The sequence below is a fragment of the Hymenobacter edaphi genome (assembly GCF_003258365.1).
Lineage (GTDB): Bacteria > Bacteroidota > Bacteroidia > Cytophagales > Hymenobacteraceae > Solirubrum > Solirubrum edaphi.
On record NZ_QHKM01000001.1, the window covers coordinates 1897245 to 1915879 of the forward strand.

At 67.7% G+C, this 18635-nt stretch carries 7 protein-coding genes; 6 read left to right on the plus strand and 1 reads right to left on the minus strand.

Annotated features, from left to right (window positions below; genetic code table 11):
• Positions 1-129 precede the first annotated feature (129 nt).
• The 6 genes from DLM85_RS07690 (at position 130) to DLM85_RS07715 (ending at position 18026) form a co-directional block, all read left to right on the plus strand.
• Positions 130-2820, plus strand: a complete 2691-nt coding sequence (locus DLM85_RS07690) for a cation-translocating P-type ATPase (protein WP_111477448.1) — start codon at positions 130-132, stop codon at positions 2818-2820.
• 293 nt (positions 2821-3113) lie between these two features.
• Positions 3114-3332, plus strand: coding sequence for a PID-CTERM protein-sorting domain-containing protein (locus DLM85_RS07695; protein ID WP_243635880.1), 219 nt, complete (start codon positions 3114-3116; stop codon positions 3330-3332).
• Positions 3333-3370: 38 nt separating this feature from the next.
• Positions 3371-4348 (plus strand): hypothetical protein, encoded by a 978-nt coding sequence (locus tag DLM85_RS07700; RefSeq protein WP_111477449.1) that lies wholly within the window; start codon positions 3371-3373, stop codon positions 4346-4348.
• Positions 4349-4354: 6 nt separating this feature from the next.
• Positions 4355-14236: a T9SS type A sorting domain-containing protein gene (locus DLM85_RS07705; protein WP_133256953.1), complete on the plus strand. Its 9882-nt coding sequence runs from the start codon at positions 4355-4357 to the stop codon at positions 14234-14236.
• Positions 14237-14398: 162 nt separating this feature from the next.
• Complete coding sequence (locus tag DLM85_RS07710; RefSeq protein ID WP_111477451.1) at positions 14399-15856, plus strand: T9SS type A sorting domain-containing protein; 1458 nt, start codon at positions 14399-14401, stop codon at positions 15854-15856.
• Between the two features lie 334 nt (positions 15857-16190).
• Positions 16191-18026 carry a tetratricopeptide repeat-containing sensor histidine kinase gene (locus tag DLM85_RS07715; RefSeq protein WP_133256954.1) on the plus strand — a complete coding sequence of 612 codons (1836 nt, stop codon included), beginning with the start codon at positions 16191-16193 and terminating at the stop codon, positions 18024-18026.
• Positions 18027-18177: 151 nt separating this feature from the next.
• On the opposite strand, the gene DLM85_RS07720 is transcribed toward DLM85_RS07715, so the two are convergent.
• Positions 18178-18635: response regulator transcription factor (locus DLM85_RS07720; RefSeq protein WP_243635881.1), on the minus strand; the 458-nt coding region annotated here is incomplete at its 5' end.

Genomic DNA, 18635 nt, shown 5'->3' on the forward strand with positions numbered 1-18635 from the left:
GCGGCAAAGCGAGTGGCAGCTGGCCGGCGCCGACCGTATATCTTAGGACGGCGCCCCGCCCCTGGCGTACCACCTGTGCAGGCAGCACCCGGCCGGCAGTGTTCTGGTTTCACCGTCTTCCCCCCGCCCATGTCCGTTGCCTCGTCCATCGCCGATACGCTGCAGGAACTGGCCGTTGATCCGGCCACCGGCCTCACCACGGCCGAAGCCCAGGCGCGACTGGCCCGCTACGGCCCGAATCAGCTGCGGGGCCGCCAGCCCAAAACCGTGCTGCAGCTGCTGCTGGCCCAGCTGAACGACGCGCTGATCTACGTGCTGTTCGGGGCCGTCGTCATCACGGCCTTTTTGGGCGAGTACGTCGACGCCGTTATCATCCTGGTGGTCATCTTCGTCAACGCCGGGCTGGGCGTGGTGCAGGAAGTGAAGGCCGGCAACGCCCTCGAAGCGCTGCGCCAGCTGGCCACGCCCCGGGCCCTGGTGCGCCGCGACGGGCAGGTGCGCGAAATCGACTCGGCCGCCGTGGTGCCCGGCGACGTGCTGGTGCTCGACGCCGGCCGTTTCGTGGCGGCCGACGTGCGCCTGCTGGAATCGGCCAACCTGCAGATCGAGGAATCGGCGCTGACCGGCGAATCGGTGCCGGCCACCAAGGACGCGCGGGCGGTGCTGCCCGCCGCCGACACGCCCCTGGGTGACCGGTGCAACGCCGCCTTTATGTCGACGCTGGTATCCTACGGGCGGGGCACGGGCGTGGTCACGGCCACCGGCATGCGCACCGAAGTGGGCAAGATTGCCACCATCCTCGACGAGGAAGAAGCCAGCCAGACCCCGCTGGAGCGGCGCCTGCACCAGCTCGGCAAAACCCTGGGCCAGGTGGCCGTGGGCATCTGCGTGCTGATGTTCGGCATTGGCTATCTGCAGGGCCGCGACCTGCTCGATATGTTCCTGACGGCCGTGTCGCTGGCGGTGGCCTCCATCCCGGAGGGGCTGGCGGCCATCGTGGCGGTGGTCCTCTCCCTCGGCGTCACGGCCATGTCGAAGCGCCACGCCATCATCCGGCGGCTGCCGGCCGTCGAAACCCTGGGCTCGGTGAACGTGGTGTGCTCCGACAAAACCGGCACGCTCACCCAGAACCGCATGACCGTGACGCGCTGCTTTCTGCCGGACGCCGCCGCCGACCTGGCCGTGGGCGAGGGCCAGGCCCCGGAGCTGCCCGCGCAAGCCGACCTGCTGGCCCAGGCCCTGATCCTGTGCTCCGACGCCACCTACGCCGACGGCCAGGGCACCGGCGACCCCACCGAAATTGCCCTGCTCGTGTTCGGCGACCAGCTCGGCCTCGACCGCCGGCAGCTCACCGAGCGCAACCCGCGCGTAGGTGAGCGGGCCTTCGAGTCGGACCGCAAGCTGATGTCGACGCTCACCGACGAGGCCGGGCAGCTGCGCGTATTCACCAAGGGCGCCATCGATAGCCTGCTGCCGCGCTGCACCCACGTGCGCGAAAACGGCCGGGATGTGCCCCTGACCGACGCCCACCGCACCGCGGTGCAGCGGGCCACCGAGCGGATGGCGGACCAGGCCCTGCGCACCCTGGCCGCCGCCTACCGGCCCGTCGACCACCCGGTGCCGCCCGCGGAGATGGAGCAGAACCTGGTGCTGCTGGGCCTGGTGGGCATGATGGACCCGCCGCGCGCCGAAGTGCGCGACGCCATCCGGCAGGCCGCCGGCGCGGGCATTACCACCGTGATGATTACCGGCGACCATCGGCACACGGCCTTCGCCATTGCCCGCGACCTGGGCATTGCCCACGACCCGGGGCAGGCCGTGACGGGCGAGGACGTGAGCCGCTACCCCGACGAGGAGCTGCACCGGCGCATTGCCGATTACCGGGTGTTTGCGCGCGTGTCGCCCGAGCACAAGGTGCGCATCGTGCGGGCCTTCCGGGCGCGGGGCAACGTGGTGTCGATGACCGGCGACGGGGTAAACGACGCGCCCTCGCTCAGCGCGGCCGACATCGGCGTGGCCATGGGCCTGAGCGGCACCGACGTGGCCCGCAACGCGGCCGACATGATTTTGACCGACGACAACTTCGCCACCATCATTTCGGCCATCGAGCAGGGGCGCAACATCTACAACAACATCAAGAAGGCGGTCATTTTCCTGCTGGCCAGCAACGCGGGCGAGGTCGTAGCCATGATTGCCAGCATTCTGGCGGGGATGCCCGCGCCCCTGCTGCCCACCCAGCTGCTGTGGATCAACCTGCTCACCGACACGCTGCCGGCCATTGCCCTGGGCATGGACCCCGGCGACCCGGACGTGATGCAGGAGCGGCCGCGCCAGCCCCGGGAAAGCTTTTTTGCCCACGGCGCGGGCTGGCGCGTGGCCACGGGCGGGCTGCTCATCGGGCTGCTCACGCTGTTTGCCTTCTGGTTCGGCTTCTACGAGCACGGCTACAGCCCCTTCGCCGCGGCCGTGCCCACCGCCGTGACGCTTTACGCCCGCACCATGGCCTTTATGACCATCGTGGCCTGCCAGCTGCTCTTCGCCCTCACGTTCCGCCACCCGCACAAGTCCATCTTCCAGACCGGGCTGCTGACCAACCGGTACCTGGCGGGCGCGGTGGTGCTGGGGCTGGGGCTGCAGCTGCTGGCCCTGTACGTGCCGCTGCTGCAGCGCGCCTTCAAGCTGCGGCCGCTGGACGGCCCCGGCTGGCTGACGGTCATCGGCCTGGGCCTGATTCCGGTGCTCTTCAGCGAAATCGGCAAGCTGGTGCTGCGCCGCCGGAGCGCCCTTGCCGCGCCCGGCGCCGCGGCGCGGCCGCTGTAAGGGCGCGCAATAGCGCCCGGCGGGGCCGCCGGGCGCTATTGCGTGCGCGCCGCCGAAGCGCCACACCCTTGGCCGCGGCACCGGGGCGGGCTGTTTACTCCCGAACGCCCGCGCGCCCGGCCCAGCCGGGGACCGGGGCACGCGGGCCTTCCTCCGTACTAGCCCGTAGGCCAAAATGCCGCTGGCTACGGATTGTGAGCGGGGCAGGATAAAATCAATTTTACCGCAGAAAAAACCTACTATATCAGCAAAGCACCATGCCCCGAAAAAACGGGCCGTGGTGCTTCTGCGCAATGGTTCTGCTCATGCGGTACTTCCCGACAGGCGCCCTACTGGCGGCGCTACTCTTCGCCACGCCGGCCCCGGCCCAGACGCCCGGTTCCGGCGGGCCCGAGCCCGGCGCCCCCGAGCCCACCGCCGTGCCCCTCGACGGCGGGGCCGCCCTGCTGCTGGCCGGCGGGGCCGCCTACGCCCTGCGCCAGCTGCGCCGCCCGCGTCGCCGCCGGGCCTGATTGCCTTTCCCGCGCCACCACACACTCTCCGTTTTCCTATGAAAAAGCTGTACGCTTCCCTGTTGACCTGCCTGCTGCTGACGGCCGCCACGCTGTCGACCGAGGCCCAAACCATCCGCCGCGTCAACAACTCCGGCATCACCGGCACCAACATCTACAGCACCGCCCAGGCGGCCCACGACGCGGCCACGGCCGGCGACGTGATTCAGCTGGAGCCCTCGGGCACCAGCTACGGGCAGCTGAACTTCACCAAGAACGTGACGGTGGTGGGCCCGGGCTACTTCCTGGGCCTGAACGCCGGCCTGCAGGCCAACCCGGCCACGGCCATCCTCGACAACGTGTACTTCAGCGCGGGCAGCAGCGGCGCCTCGCTCTCGGGCGTGACAATCAACAGCTACCTCTACATCGGGGCCAGCAACGTGACGGTGCAGCGCAACTACCTGCCGGGCGGCTACATCTACACCGGCTACGCGGCCAGCACCAGCAACATCAACATCCGCCAGAACTACACCTACGGGCTGTACACCTACAGCGCCGGGGCCAACAACGTGCTGGTGACCAATAACATCATTTCCAGCGGCGGCGTCTCGCTGAACGCGGCCACCAACGGGGAGTTTGTCAACAACGTGGTGCTGAGCAACACCAACATCGACAACTTCAACGTGCGCAACAACTACTTCGCCGGCGCCTTCCAGCCCAACAACAACATCTATTCCTACAACCTCAGCGCGCAGGCGGGCTTCTCGACGGCCAACAACAACCAGAACAACGTGCCGCAGACCTCGGTGTTTGCCCTCGCGCCCGGCAGCACGCAGTTCGATGCCTGGTACCTGCTGAAAGCCGGCACCAACCCGGCCCGCGGCACCGGCTCGGGTGGCACCGACATCGGCGCTTTCGGCGGCAACACGCCCTACAAGCTGTCGGGCATCCCGGCCATTCCGACGATTTACCAGTTCAACCAGACGCTGAGCGGCAACACGCTGAACGTGAACCTGAGCACCCGCTCGAACAACTAACCGGCCATGCGAAACCCTACCCGACACCACGCGGGGTGGGGCCGATGGCAGTGGCGCCCGGTAATGCTGCTGATGCTGCTCGTGGGCAGCATCGTTGGCAGCGCCTTACCCGGAGCGGCCCAAACCATCAGCCAAGCGGAGTACTACCTGGACGGGCCTGACCCCGGGTACGGCGCCGCAACGCCCATCACCATCAGCACCCCCGCGGCCGACCTGGCCGGCCTCTCGTTCTCGGCCAACGTGAGCGGGCTGGGCGCGGGCTTCCACCGCCTGAGCGTGCGCACCAAGGACGCAGCCGGCCCGTGGAGCCTCACCACCCGCCGCACCTTCTACTACGAGCCGCTGGCCGCCACCGCCAGCAACGTCAATAAAGTGGAGTACTTCGTCGATACCGACCCCGGTTTCGGCAGCGCCACCGACGTGCCCGTGACGGCCGGCACCGACCTGGCCGGCGTTTCATTCTCGCTGAACGCGGGCAGCCTGGCCGCCGGCTTCCACATCGTGGGCGTCCGCTCCAGGGATGCCAACGGGCAATGGAGCCTCACCACCCGGCGCACCTTTTACTATGAGCCGGCGGCTACGGCCGCCGTCAACATCACCAAGGCCGAGTACTTCATCGATACCGACCCGGGCTTCGGCGCGGCCACCGACATTCCGGTGGCTTCGCCGGCTACCGACGTGAGCGGGCTGGCTTTTTCGCTGAACGTGAGCAGCCTCGCGGCCGGCTTCCACCAGCTGGGCGTGCGCACCCGCGACGCCAACGGGCAGTGGAGCCTGACCACGCGCCGCACGTTCTACTACGAGCCGGCCGCCGCCGCCGCGGTGAACATCACCAAGGTGGAATACTTCCTCGATGCGGACCCGGGCTTCGGCAGCGGCACCGACGTGCCCGTAACGGCCGGCCTGGACGTGGCGGGCGTGGCCATTGCCGTGCCGGTGAGCAGCCTCACGACGGGTTTCCACACCCTGAGCGTGCGCAGCCGCGACGCCAACGGCGCCTGGAGCCTGACCACGGCACGGCCCTTCTACTACGAGCCGCTGCCGGCCGCCGCGCCCAGCATCACCAAGATGGAGTACTACTTCGACACCGACCCCGGCTTTGGCAGCGCTACCGACGTACCGGTGGCCGTGCCGGCGCCGGACCTGGCCGGTTTCGGCTTCCTGGCCGACGCCTCGGCCCTCCCGGACGGGCAGCACCGCTTCTTCGTGCGCACCCGCGACGCCAGTGGCAAGTGGAGCCTGGTAACTTCGCGCAGCTTCCTGAAGAACGGCTGCGCGTCGAGCCCCAACTTCGCGGCGGGGCTGCCGTCCAGCAGCTACAACTACGGCGGTAGCACCAACGGCCTGGTCGAAGTGGCCTTCAACGCGGACCCGGCCTCGCCCAACACCAGCAACTCGTTTTACGGCTACAACGGCAGCCTGCTGCAGGCCGACCTGGGCAGCGCGCAGAGCATCAGTGAGGTGCGCTACAAGCTCACGCCCAGCAACACCAGCAACTTCACCCTGCTGGTGCAGACGGCCCCGAGCATCGGCGGCACCTACACCACGGTGGATACCTACACGGCCAGCTTCGCGGTGAATACCACCACGCCGGTCGTGCGCACCCTGGCTACGCCGGTCAGTGCGCGAGTGGTGCGCCTGGTCATCCAGAACTCTACCGGGCAGTACGCCATCATTTCGGGGGCGGGCAGCTACTATTTCAACTGCGCCGGGCCCACCATTACCAGCTTCACGCCCGCGGGCGGGGCGCCGGGCACCAGCGTGGTCATTACGGGCACCAACCTGACGGGCGCTACGGCCGTGACCTTCAACGGTACCGCGGCGCCGGGCTTCGTGGTCAATTCCGGCACCCAGATTACGGTGACGGCGCCGGCCAGTGGCACCACCGGGCAGATCTGCGTGACCACGCCGGGCGGCACGGCCTGCTCAGCGGCCAGCTACGCGTATCCGCCGACCATTGCCACGGGCACGGTGTCGCCCAGCTCGTTCTGCGCCAGCACCTTTATTTCGGTGCCGTTCACCACGAACACCACGGCCTACCTGGCCGGCAACCAGTTCAAGTTCCAGCTTTCGGACGCCAACGGGGTATTCAGCCCGACCAGCCGCCTGTACGGCAGCGGCAGCTCCATTAACGCCAATGGCGGCGTGCTGACCGACTCGGTGGCCTTCCGCACCCCGGCCGGCTCGGGCTACCGCATCCGCGTGGTGGCCACCAACCCGGCCGTGACGGGCACCGACAACGGCGTGAACCTGACGGTGCGCCCGACGCCCATTGCCACGGCGGCCGCGGTGCAGACCACGGTGCCCTATAACGGCACGATTCAGCTCTCGGCCGGCCCGGCCGGGCAGAGCAGCTACCAGTGGTACGTGGCCTACAACGCCGGCGGCACCAGCTACGTGGGCAGCGGCGCGACGTTGAACCTGACCAACGCGCAGCCCAGCCAGAGCGGCCGGTACTTCGTGTACGTGCAGAACAGCGGCGGCTGCCAGGACTCGGCCTCGGTGCGCATCACGGTGCAGCCCTCGGCCCAGCCCATCCTGACGATGAGCCAGTTCAGCTACACCGGCTGCGCCGGCGTCGCGCTGAACATCGGCTTCGCGGTACAGGGCAACGTATTCGGCGCCGGCAACGTGCTGACGGCCCAGCTCTCGGACGCCAGCGGCTCGTTTGCGGCCCCGACCAGCATCGGCTCGGTGAGCTTCACGGGGCAGGGCTCGGGCGTCGTGACGGCGACTTTTCCGGCGGCTACGCCCACGGGCACCGGCTACCGGGTGCGCCTGGTGGGCTCGAACCCCGGCGTGACCAGCCAGACCGACAACGGCTCGAACATCAGCCTGACCCAGCAGCCGGTGGCGGTGGCGTCGTCGAACTCGCCGGTGCCTTACGGCGGCACCATTCAACTGATGGCCCAGCCGGTGGCCGGGGCCTCGTACCAGTGGTTCGGCCCGAACTTCGCCTCCACCCAGCAGAACCCGATTATCACCAACGCCACGCAGTCGGTCAACCAGGGCACGTACTCGCTGTACGTGACGGTGGGCGGCTGCCAGAGCCCGGTCTCGACCACGCAGGTGACGGTGCAGCCCTCCACGGACCCGATTCTGAGCGTGACGCAGTTTAGCGGCGCGTTCTGCGCGGGCAGCACCCGCAACATCGGCTTCGCGGTGACGGGCAACAACTTCGCCGCCGGCAACGTGCTGACGGCCCAACTCTCGGACGCTACGGGCTCCTTCGCTGCGCCGGTCAGCATCGGCACGGTGGGCTTTACGGGCCAGGGCTCCGGCTCGATTCCGGTGACCTTCCCGCTGAACACCACGCCCGGCGCGGGCTACCGCGTGCGGGTGGTGGGCAGCAGCCCGGCGGTGCTCAGCATCAACGACAACGGGAACAACCTGACCATCAACCCGACCCCGGTGGCCATGGCTTCCTCGAACTCGCCGGTGGCCACGGGCGGCACTATCCTGCTGACGGCTCAGCCGGTGGCCGGCGCCACGTACCAGTGGAGCGGCCCGGGCTTCAGCTCCTCGCAGCAGAACCCGCAGATTCAGAACGCGACGGTGGCCAACTCGGGCACCTACACGCTGATAACGGTGCTGGGAAACTGCCAGGCCAGCCAGAACATCCAGGTGACGGTGCAGCCCGGCGCCCCCACGCTGACGCTGAACTCAAACGCGGCCCGGCAGACCTGCGCCGGCAACTTCCTCAGCCTGAGCTTTACGGTAGACGGCAGCGGCCTGACGGCCGGCGGTACGGTTTCGGCCGAGCTGTCGGATGAAAACGGCTCGTTTGCGGCGCCGACGGTTATCGGCACGCGCAGCTTCGCGGGCACGGGCACCACGACGGTGGGCGTGACCGTGCCGGCCTCGGCCGTGACGGGCAGCCTGTACCGGGTGCGCCTCGTCAGCACCAACCCGGCGCTGACCTCGGCCGAGAGCGGGCTGTGGAGCATTACTAACCTGGGCAGCGTCGTGGCCGCGTCGAACTCGCCGGTAGCGGCGGGCGGCACCATCCAGCTGACTTCGGCTGGTGTGCCGAACGGCGCCGCGCTGCAGTGGACCGGCCCGGGCTTCAGCTCCGCGCAGCCGAACCCGCAGATTCAGAACGCGACGCAGAGCAACGCGGGCAGCTACACGCTGAATGTGACGCAGAACGGCTGCACCACGGAGCGCACCGTTACGGTGAGCATCGGCCAGCCGGTGGCCTCGGTCACCACGGGCCAGTTCAGCGGCTCGTACTGCCCCGGCTCGGCGCTGAGCGTACCGTTCACGACCCAGGGCGTATTCAGCGCCGGCAACGTGTTTACGGCTTTGCTCTCAGATGCCAACGGCTCGTTTGCCTCGCCGACCAGCATCGGCACGCTCAGCCTGAGCGGCACCGGCGTCAGCGGCTCGGTTTCGGCCTCGATTCCGGCCGGCGCGGCCGTGGGCACTGGCTACCGGATTCGGGTGGATGCTTCGGCTCCGGCTACCAGCAGCTCGAACGACAACGGGACCAACCTGGCGGTGCAGGCCGTGAGCTACACCTGGACGGGTGGCTACTCGACCAACTGGTTTGACGCGCGCAACTGGTCCTGCGGGCAGGTCCCGACGGCCAGCAGCAACGTGATTATCAGCACCGGCACGTACTACCCGATTGTGACGGGCACCGGCGCGGTGGTGAACAACATCACCGTCATCAACGGCGCTTCGTTCCAGGTGTCTTCGACGCTGACTATCTACGGCAACGTGGTGAGCAACGGCAACTGGGTGACGGGCGGATCCTACGTGTTTGCCGGCTCCGGCACGCAGACGGTGGGCGGCTCGACGGCGGTGTACTTCGGCGGCGTGACCATCAACGCTAATGCGGTAGTGAGCCTGGGCACCAACATCTACGTGTCGGGCAGCTGGGTGAACAACGGCACGACCAGCAACGGCTTCATCGGCGGCTCGTATTTCGTGAACTTCAACGGCTCGGTGGCGCAGTTCATCGGCGGCTCGGCCGTCACGAACTTCTACTCGGTCGTGGTGTCGAACACCCTGGGCGGGCTGACGCTCAACCAGAACATCTACGTGCTGGGCAACTGGACCAACAACGGGGCCACGAGCAACTCATTCGTGGGCGGCACCTACGTGACGACCTTCGGCGGCACCGTCAACCAGGTTATCGGCGGTACGCAGGTCACGAACTTCGGCGGCGTGACCATCCTGAACACGGCGGGCGGCGTGACGCTGAACACCGGCATCGGGCTGGGCGGGGCGTTTGTCAACAACGGCTCGTTCGTGGTGGGCGTGCAGTCGGTGGCCTTTAATGGTACCGTGCTGCAAACCATCGGCGGCTCGACCGTGACGAACTTCTACCACGTGACCATCAACAACACGTTGGGCGTCAGCCTGGTGTCGAACATCTACGTGCTCGGCAACTGGATCAACAACGGGCAGTTCGTGGCCGGCAACTACACGGTAGTCTTCAACGGCACGGCGGCGCAGATTATCGGCGGCACGGCGGTGACAAACTTCTACGACGTAACCTTCCAGAACCCGGTTTCGGTGACCCTGCACCAGAACATCTACGTGCTGGGCGGCTTCGTGAATACCGGCGTGTTCTACGGCTACTACCTCACCGGCGGGGTGCCCACGGGCCACTTCGTGCGCTTCGGCGGCACGGCGGCCCAGGTCATTACCACCAACGCCACGACCTACTTCTGGCACTTCTACGTCGACAACGCGGCGGGCGTGAGCCTGGCCTCGAACATCTACGTGGCGGGCAACTACTACCTGTACTCGGGCAGCTTCGCGCCGGGCACCTACACGGTGTTCTTCAACGGCCTGGGCGGCTACGTGCAGACGGTGGGCGGCTACACCGGCCTCTCGTTCTACGGCTGGAACATCGGCGGCAATACCGAGGTGCGCATCCTGCAGAACGTAAGCTGGCTGGGCTCGTTCGTGAACAACGGCACCTTCTACGGCTACGACCTGGTGGGCGGCGTGTACACGGGCTACACCTGCTTGTTCAACGGCACGGCGGCGCAGGTTATCGGCGGCTCGGGCACTTACAACTTCTGGCACGTGACCTGGAACAACCTCATGTCGGTGACCTTGCAGACGAACGTGTACGTGCTCGGCAACTGGCTGAACTCGGGCGGCTTCGCGCACGGCGGCTACACGGTGTTCTTCAACGGCACGGTGGCCCAGACCATCGGCGGCGCGATTCAAACCGTGTTCCACCACGTGAGCGTGGGCAACCTGGTGTCGGTGACGCTGGCGCAGCCGATTACGGTGCTGGGCAACTGGCTGGGCACCGGGGTATTCCTGGGCGGCTCGTACCTGGTGTACTTCAACGGCGCGGCGGCCCAGACCATTACCGCCTCGGCCGACACGCGCTTCTACAACATCCGCTTCCAGAACCCGGCTTCGGTGACGCTGCTCTCGCACCTGTACCTGACCGGGAACTGGGTGAACGACGGCGGCTTCGTGGCGGGCGGCTATGGGGTGTACTTCGTCGGCTCGGCCCTGCAAACCATCGGCGGCACTGCGCTTTCACAATTTCACCATCTCACCATTTCACCACTTGCCACCGTGCGCATCGACCGGGCCATTACGGTGCTCGGCGACTGGACCACCAACGGCGCGTTCCTGGCCAACGGCTACGTGGTGACCTTCGCGGGCACCGTGAACCAGATCATCGGCGGGGCGCTGGTAGTGCCCTTCTACGGCATCGTCATCAGCAACACGGTGTCGGTGACGCTGGCCCAGGACATCCGCGTCCGCGGCGGCTGGGTGAATAATGGCGTGTTCGTGCCGGCTACCTACACGGTGTACTTCGACGGCACGGTGGCCCAGGTTATCGGCGGCTCGGCCGTGACGACCTTCCACCACCTGAACATCGTCAACACGGTGGGCGTAACGCTCGGCGGGCCGATTTTCGTGACGGGTAACTTCGTCAACGGCGGTCTGTTCAGCGTGGCTGGCTACCTGGTGACCTTCAACGGCACGGTGGCCCAGACCATCGGCGGCACGGTGGTGACGGCCTTCCAGGGCATCACCTTCAACAACACGGCCGGGGTAAGCCTCCTGAACGACATCCGGGTGCGCGGCGACCTGCGCAACCTGGCGTTGTTTGCGGCCGGTGCCCACACGGTGTTCTTCGACGGCTCGGTGGCCCAGGGCATCTACTGCCCCTCGGGCACGCTCAGCTTCCACCACGTGACCTTCGCCAACGTGGGCGGCGTGACGCTCTACGACAACGTCTTCGTGACGGGCAACTGGCTGAACAACGGCGGCTTCCTGGCTGGCGGCAAGCTGGTGACCTTCTCGGGCACGGTGCTGCAAACCATCAGCGGCTCGGTGGCTACTACGTTCCACCACCTCACGCTGGCTTCGGGTGCCAACGTGCGCATCGACCGCGCCATTACGCTGCTGGGCAACTGGCTGAACAACGGCGCCACCTTCGTAGCCAACGGCCTAGCGGTGCTCTTCAACGGCACGGTGGCGCAGACCATCGGCGGCACGGCCCTGACGGTATTCCACCACCTGACGCTCAGCAACCTGGTGGGCGTGAGCCTGGACTACGACGTGGACCTGACCGGCAACTTCGTGAATACGGGCATCTTCTGCGGCTGCGGCAAGAAAACCCGCTTCCTCGGTACGGTGGCCCAGACGATTACCTGCACCTCGGGCAACACCCGCTTCCACGACGTCACCTTCGACAACGCGGACGGCGTGACCCTGCTCGACGCCATCGGCGTGACGGGCAACTGGGTGAACAACGCCGGTTTCCTGCACGGCGGGCAGCTGGTGCTGTTCAGCGGCACGGTGCTGCAAACCATCGGCGGCACGGCGCTGAGCACGTTCTTCAACCTGCAGATTACCAACGCCGTGAACGTGCAGCTGCTGCACGACATCGTGGTGGGCGGCTACTGGCTGAACTCGGGCATCTTCTCGGGCAACGGCTACCTGGTGACCTTCAACGGCGCGGCCCAGCAGACCATTACCACCACCGGCTCGACCGCGAAGACCACCTTCCACCACGTCACCTGGGCTAACCCCGTGGGCTGCGTGCTGGGCGGCGACATCTACGTGAGCGGCAACTGGCTCTGCAACGGCCCCTTCAACCCGGCTACCTGGACGGTGTACTTCACCGGCACCCTGGCGCAGACCATCGGCGGCACGGCGCAGATCCGCTTCTACGGGCTGAACGTGCAGAACACCGTGGGCCTGACCTGCAACGGTCCGGTGTACCTCTACGGCAACCTCACCAACGGCGGCCTGGTCAACGTGGGCAGCTACCCCTGGTACTGCGTGGGCACTTCCGCCCAGAACCTCGGCGGCACGACCACCACGCCCATCCGCTTCTACGACCTGCTAATTCAGAATGGCGCGGGCGTCACGCTGGGCAGCGCCGCCGGCGTGACCCACATGCTGACCCTGACCACCGGCAACCTGGCCTCGGCCGGCTTCCTGACCCTGCACTCCAACGCCGCGGGCACCGCCATGGTGGTCAACCCCGTGGGCGGGGGCCTCGTGACGGGCCAGGCGACGATGGAACGCTACATCAGCGGCCCGGTGGCCGGCTACCGTCACTACGCCTCGCCGATGCAGCTGGGCTCGGCCACGGTCAACGAGTTTGCCGACGACCTGCCGGTCTTCGAGCTGAACCCGGCCTACAACACGGTGGGCAACACCGCCAACCCGTTCCCGACCTTCTACCAGTACGACGAAACCCGCCTGAATGCGTCGACCAACTTCTTCGACCGGGGCTGGATGGTGCCGACTGCTTCGGATAACCTCATTCCGATGCGCGGCTACTCGGCCATGACCGACCCGATGACGACCGTCGACATCAGCGGCGTGCTGCAAAACGGCGCGGTGAACATCCCGCTCAGCCGCGGTGGCCAATCGGGCTCGGGCTGGAACCTGCTCGGCAACCCGTACCCGGCCCCCATCGACTGGGACCTGGTGCCTGGCGCGGCTGGTATGGACAAGGCGCTGTACGTGTACGTGCCCTCGGGCCGCTACACCGGTAGCTACCGTTCCTACGTGAACGGCATCGGCCAGAACGGCGGCTCCAAGGACCTGGCCGCCATGCAGGGCTTCTTCGTGCGGGCCACGGCCGCGGCGGCGACGGTCAATATGACCAACGCCGTGCGCCACACCGCGTACCTCAGCCCCGCCTTCGACCGGCAGGCGCAAACGGGCCCGGCCACCGCGCCCAAGCCCCTGCTGCGCCTGGAGGCCCGCAACGCCCAGGGCGCCGCCGATGAGACGGTGCTCTACTTCGATCCGCAGGCCGGCGCCGGCTACCAGGCCAATTACGACGCCTACAAGGTGCAGCTCAACGGCAACGGCCGCCCCAGCCTCTGGAGCAAAACCGCCACCGACGCGCTGAGCATCAACGGCCTGCCCGCCCTAGCTACCGCCGGCGTGGTGCCGCTGGGTTTGCGCGTGAGCCAGAACGGCCCGCACACGCTGGTGCTGACCAGCCTGCAGAACCTGCCCGCCGGTACCCAGGTGCTGCTGGAAGACCGGCTGCTCAACCGCCGGCAGGACCTGGCGCTGGACTCGGTGTACTCGTTCACGATGCACCCCGACTCCACCCGCCAGCGCTTCTTCCTCTGGTTCCAGCCCCGCGTGACCAGCACCTTGGCCGCCCAGCTGCAAGCCACCCTGAGCCTCTACCCGAACCCGACGCACGGCGCCGTGACGCTGACCGTGGCCGGCCTGCGGGAAACGACGGGCATGGTGAAAACGGAAGTGCTGAACCCGGTGGGCCAGGTGGTGCGCACGCTCCAGCTGCCGGTGCGCCAGGGCGTCATTACGCAGGAGCTGAACCTGCGCGAGCTGCCCACCGGCGTCTACACGCTGCGCCTGCACACGACTGGCGGCACGGTGGTGCGCCGCCTGGTGAAAGACTAATCACCGAAGCACCACGAGCAACTCAGTCAGACACCCCGGCAGGTTTCCTGCCGGGGTGTTTTTTTGCGCTCGACTGCCGCTGACTGCCGCCCCTTTCCCCGCCGCTGCCCCGGTTGGTCCAGCGGCGGGTGTTTACCTTCGTCTTTCGCTAACCCAATCCACATGAAGCAACCCCTACTATTCTTGTGCAGTCTGCTGGGGCTCAGTGCCCCCCTGCTGGCCCAGACCGACGACTCCCTGACGAGCCGGCCCCGGCCGGCCAACCCTTATGCGCAGTGGCTGGCCCAGGCGGCGCGCGCCGATGCCCGCGCGCAGGCATCGGCCACCGTTCGGGTATCCACGCGCTCCTCCACGTACTGGTGGGTGGCCGCCGCGGGGCAGTGGGCGGACCAGGCAACCGTGACAACTTCCGCCTACAACGCCGAGGGCCGAATCGTGGCCGCCCTGGTCGTCGATTCGGCCAGCCAACGGCCCAGCCTGCGCCGCAGCTACATTCGCAACGCGGCGGGCATCACCAGCGAATTTCGGCAGGAGGAGTGGACGGGCTCGGCCTGGCTGAACAAACAGCGCTACGTCAACACCTTCGACAGCCAGAACCGGATTGTTACGCAGACCTACCAACTGTGGAACGGCGCGGCTTGGGCGGACAACTACCGGCTGGTGGTGACTTATAACAGCCACGGGGCGCAGGACAGCTTCTTCAACCAGGCCTGGCTCAACGGCGCCTGGGTCACGCAGTATGGGGCGCAAAGCGTGCTGGTGTATGATGCCGCCGACCGCGTCACGCAGGAAACCCAGTCGACGTTTAACGCCACGACCGGTCTGGTAGAGCCGTTTGTTCGCTACCAGTATGTCTACATCGGGAGCATGCAGCTGGCGGATATCTTCACGGTTCAGCGGTCCAACGGGGGGCAGTGGGTGAACGAGCAGCGGCAGCGGTTGATCAGCGCCGATGGCCAGCAGCGCCGCCTTCTTACGCACAGTGAAGGCTGGACGGGCCTGAGCTGGCAGCTTACGGCCCGCACGTCCTACTCGTATTCCCCCACCACGGCCAGCTCGGTGGAAGTGCAGGAAACCCCGCAGGGCACCGGCTGGGTAAACGACCGAAAAACGTCTTACGACTACAACAGCCGCGGTATTCTGACGGGCTACCGGTCGGAAACCTGGCTCAACGGGAGCTGGCGCCTGGTCGCTGGCCATGCCTCGCTGCCCACTTACAACGCCACCGACGACCTTATTATCCAACAGGAGCAGGCCGCTGTGCGCACCGGCTCGGGAACGGCGGCGGCGTACGTGCTGACCAACCAGCAGAAGACCTACTACTCCAACTACCAGTCCTACGTGCTGGCGGCGCGCCCGCGCACAGCCGCCGCCGGCTGGCAGCTGGCCCCCAACCCGACGACTGGTACCGTCGTTCTGACGCCCGCGCCCGGCAACACCGCCGCCCTGCACACGGTGCAGGTGCTGAACAGCCTCGGGCAGGTGGTGTGGCAGCCGGCGCTGGCCCCGTCTGCCACCCGGCCCGGCCCGCTCGATCTGAGCGCCCTGCCCGCGGGCCTCTACACCGTCCGGCTGCACACCGCCGCTGGCATCGTGGCGCAGCGCTTGGTGAAAGAGTAGCCCCGGGGCCCGCTGGTCGTTGTTCCCCCGACGGGCCTTCCCGCCGGGGGTTCTTGTTTTCGGGCGACGGGCTTTTCCAAGCCTGCCGGCTGAAGCGCTGCCAGTTCGCCCGGCCGTTGCCGGAAAGCCGGGCAGCGGCCGGGCAGCTCGGCTTTGCATCGTCCTGCCCAGCAGGCATAATACAATTTGTTATATATATAGGTAAACAGTAGCTTTAGCGTGGGCTTGTTACGCGGCGTGTGCTACGCCCACCGTGCCCGACGCTATGCCGTTTGTTTTTCTTCCCCGGCTTCGGACGCTGTTGGCGCTGGGGCTGCTAGCCAGCAGCTTGCCCGTGGGGCACGCCCAATCGCCGCCCGACAGCCTCGACCGGCGCCTGGCCGCCGCGCCCGACTCGGCCCGGCTGCGCCTGCTGCTGCGCGACGCCAATGCCCTGCGTACCTCCGACCCCGACAAAGCCCTGCAGCGGGTGGACGCCGCCCGGCGCCTGGCCCGGCAGCAGCGCCGCGGCCCGCAGGAAATCGATGCGCTGCTGCTCTCCGGCCGCATCCGCTACACCCTGGGCCAGGCGGCCGAGGCGGCCGCGCAGCTACACGCTGCCCAGCGCCTGGCCGCCGCCGCCCGCGACACGCTGCGGCTGGCCTCGGCCTACCTCTACCTGGGCACCACCTACAAAAACCTGCAGCAGTACGGCCCGGCCCTGGAATACGTGCGCCAGGCCCGGCACTACTACGACCGCGCCGTGCGCCAGGGCCACGCGGCCGCCCGGCGCGGCGTGGCCGTGACGTACAACAACAGCGGCACGGTGTACCTGGAGCAGCAGAAGTACCCGCTGGCGGCGGCCGACTTCGGGCAGGCCCTGCGCCGCGGCCGCCTGCTGGGCGACTCCGGCGTGGTGGTGCTGGCCCTCTACAACCTCGGCGCCATTGCCCTGCAGCGCAAGCAGCCCCAGACCGCCCACCAGTACTACCGCCAGACCCTGGTCATCGACCGGGCCCAGGGCAACGTGCAGGGCCAGGCCGAGTCGTGGCTGAACCTGGGCGACGCCCTGCTGCAGCTCAAGCGCTACCGCGAAACCGAGCAGGCCTACGGGCAGGCCCTGCAGCTGGCCCGGCAAATGCAGGCCCGCCCGCTGCTGCGCGTGGTGTACGACGGCTACGCCACCCTCTACCAGGCCACCGGCGACTTCCGCCAGGCCCTGCGCTGGCGTACCCGCTTTCAGGACCTGAACGACTCGCTGTTTCGCGACGAGACAACCGCGCAGGTGACGGAGATGCGCACCAAGTACGAAACCGAGCAGAAGGAAGCCCAGAACCGCCTGCTGCAAAAGCAGAAGCAGCTGCAGCGGGCCCGGCTGCGGGCGCAGCAGTTGCTGATCCGGCGGCGCAACACCCAGCTGCTGGGCGGGCTGCTGGTGGGCGGGCTGCTGGCGGCGGTGGGCTGGCTGCTCTACGCGCGCCGGCGGCTGCAGCAGCGCGTGGAGCTGGAGCAGCAGCGCCAGCAGCTGGAGCGGCAGCGGGCGGCGGCGGTGCTGGAAGCCGAGGAAAACGAGCGGCGCCGCATCGGCGCCGACCTGCACGACAGCGTGGGCCAGCTGCTCACCGCCGCCAAGCTCAACCTGCACGCCCTGGGCCAGCAGCTCGGCCCCCGGCTCGGCAACCAGCAGGTGCTGCTCGACAACGCCGTGGCCACCGTCGACGAGTCGTTTCGCGAGGTGCGCGGCATCTCCCACAACCTGATGCCCACCACCCTGCTGCGGCGCGGCCTGGCCGCCGCCGTGCGCGACTTCCTCGACAAGCTGCCCTCCGACAACGGCCTGCGCGTGGAAGTGCAGGCCTACGGGCTCGACGATATTCGCCTGCAGCCGACGGTCGAGAGCGTGCTGTTCCGGGTGATTCAGGAGCTGATGCAGAACATCATCAAGCACGCCCAGGCCACCGAAGTGACGCTGCAGCTGGTGCGCGGCGAAGACGACCTGACGGTGACGGTGGAGGACAACGGCGTCGGCTTCGCCCCCCAGACGCTGGGCTCCGAGGCCGGCATCGGCCTGCGCAACGTGACCACGCGCATGAGCTACCTCGGCGGCCAGGCCCACTTCGATGCCGCTCCCGGCCGCGGCACCACCGTTACGCTGGAAATGCCCCTGCCCCTGGCCGCGGTGGTGAGTTAGGGTGTGGGGCCAGTAGCCGCTTGGGTAAGCTGTTAGCCCGTTGAGCGGTCATGCGTCGCTGCGCTCGGCATGACGGCCGGCGTTCTGGGCACCCAGCCCGACTCGCGGACCCGCGGCCGGGCACCCCCAACCGGGCCGCAGCCGGCGGCACTCAGAGCACGATCAGGCGGTGCTTGAGCGCGTACTGGATCAGGCCGATGATGGACTTGGCTTTGGTTTTGGTGAAGATATTTTTGCGGTGCGTTTCCACGGTCCGCTCGCTGATAAAGAGCTTTTCGGCAATGCCCGCGTTGGAGTACTCCCCGGCAATGAGCTGCAGGATTTCCCGCTCGCGCGCGGTCAGGGGCACGGGGCGCGCCGCCTCGTCGCGGTTGGCGGGCACGTCGAGGTGGTCGAGCAGGGTGGCGCCCACTTCCGCGTTGAAGTAGGTGCGCCCGGCCGCCGCCCGCCGGATGGCCGTGCTCAGCTCCTCGGCGGAGGTGTGGGGCGGTCTAGCCGAAACGGACAGAGTGCTAAGGTAGGTGATTGGCGAGGTCGGTTTCGAACTGGTGGGGCGAGCGGTAGCCGAGAGCGGAGTGACGGCGGTCGAGGTTGAAGTAGGTGTCGAGG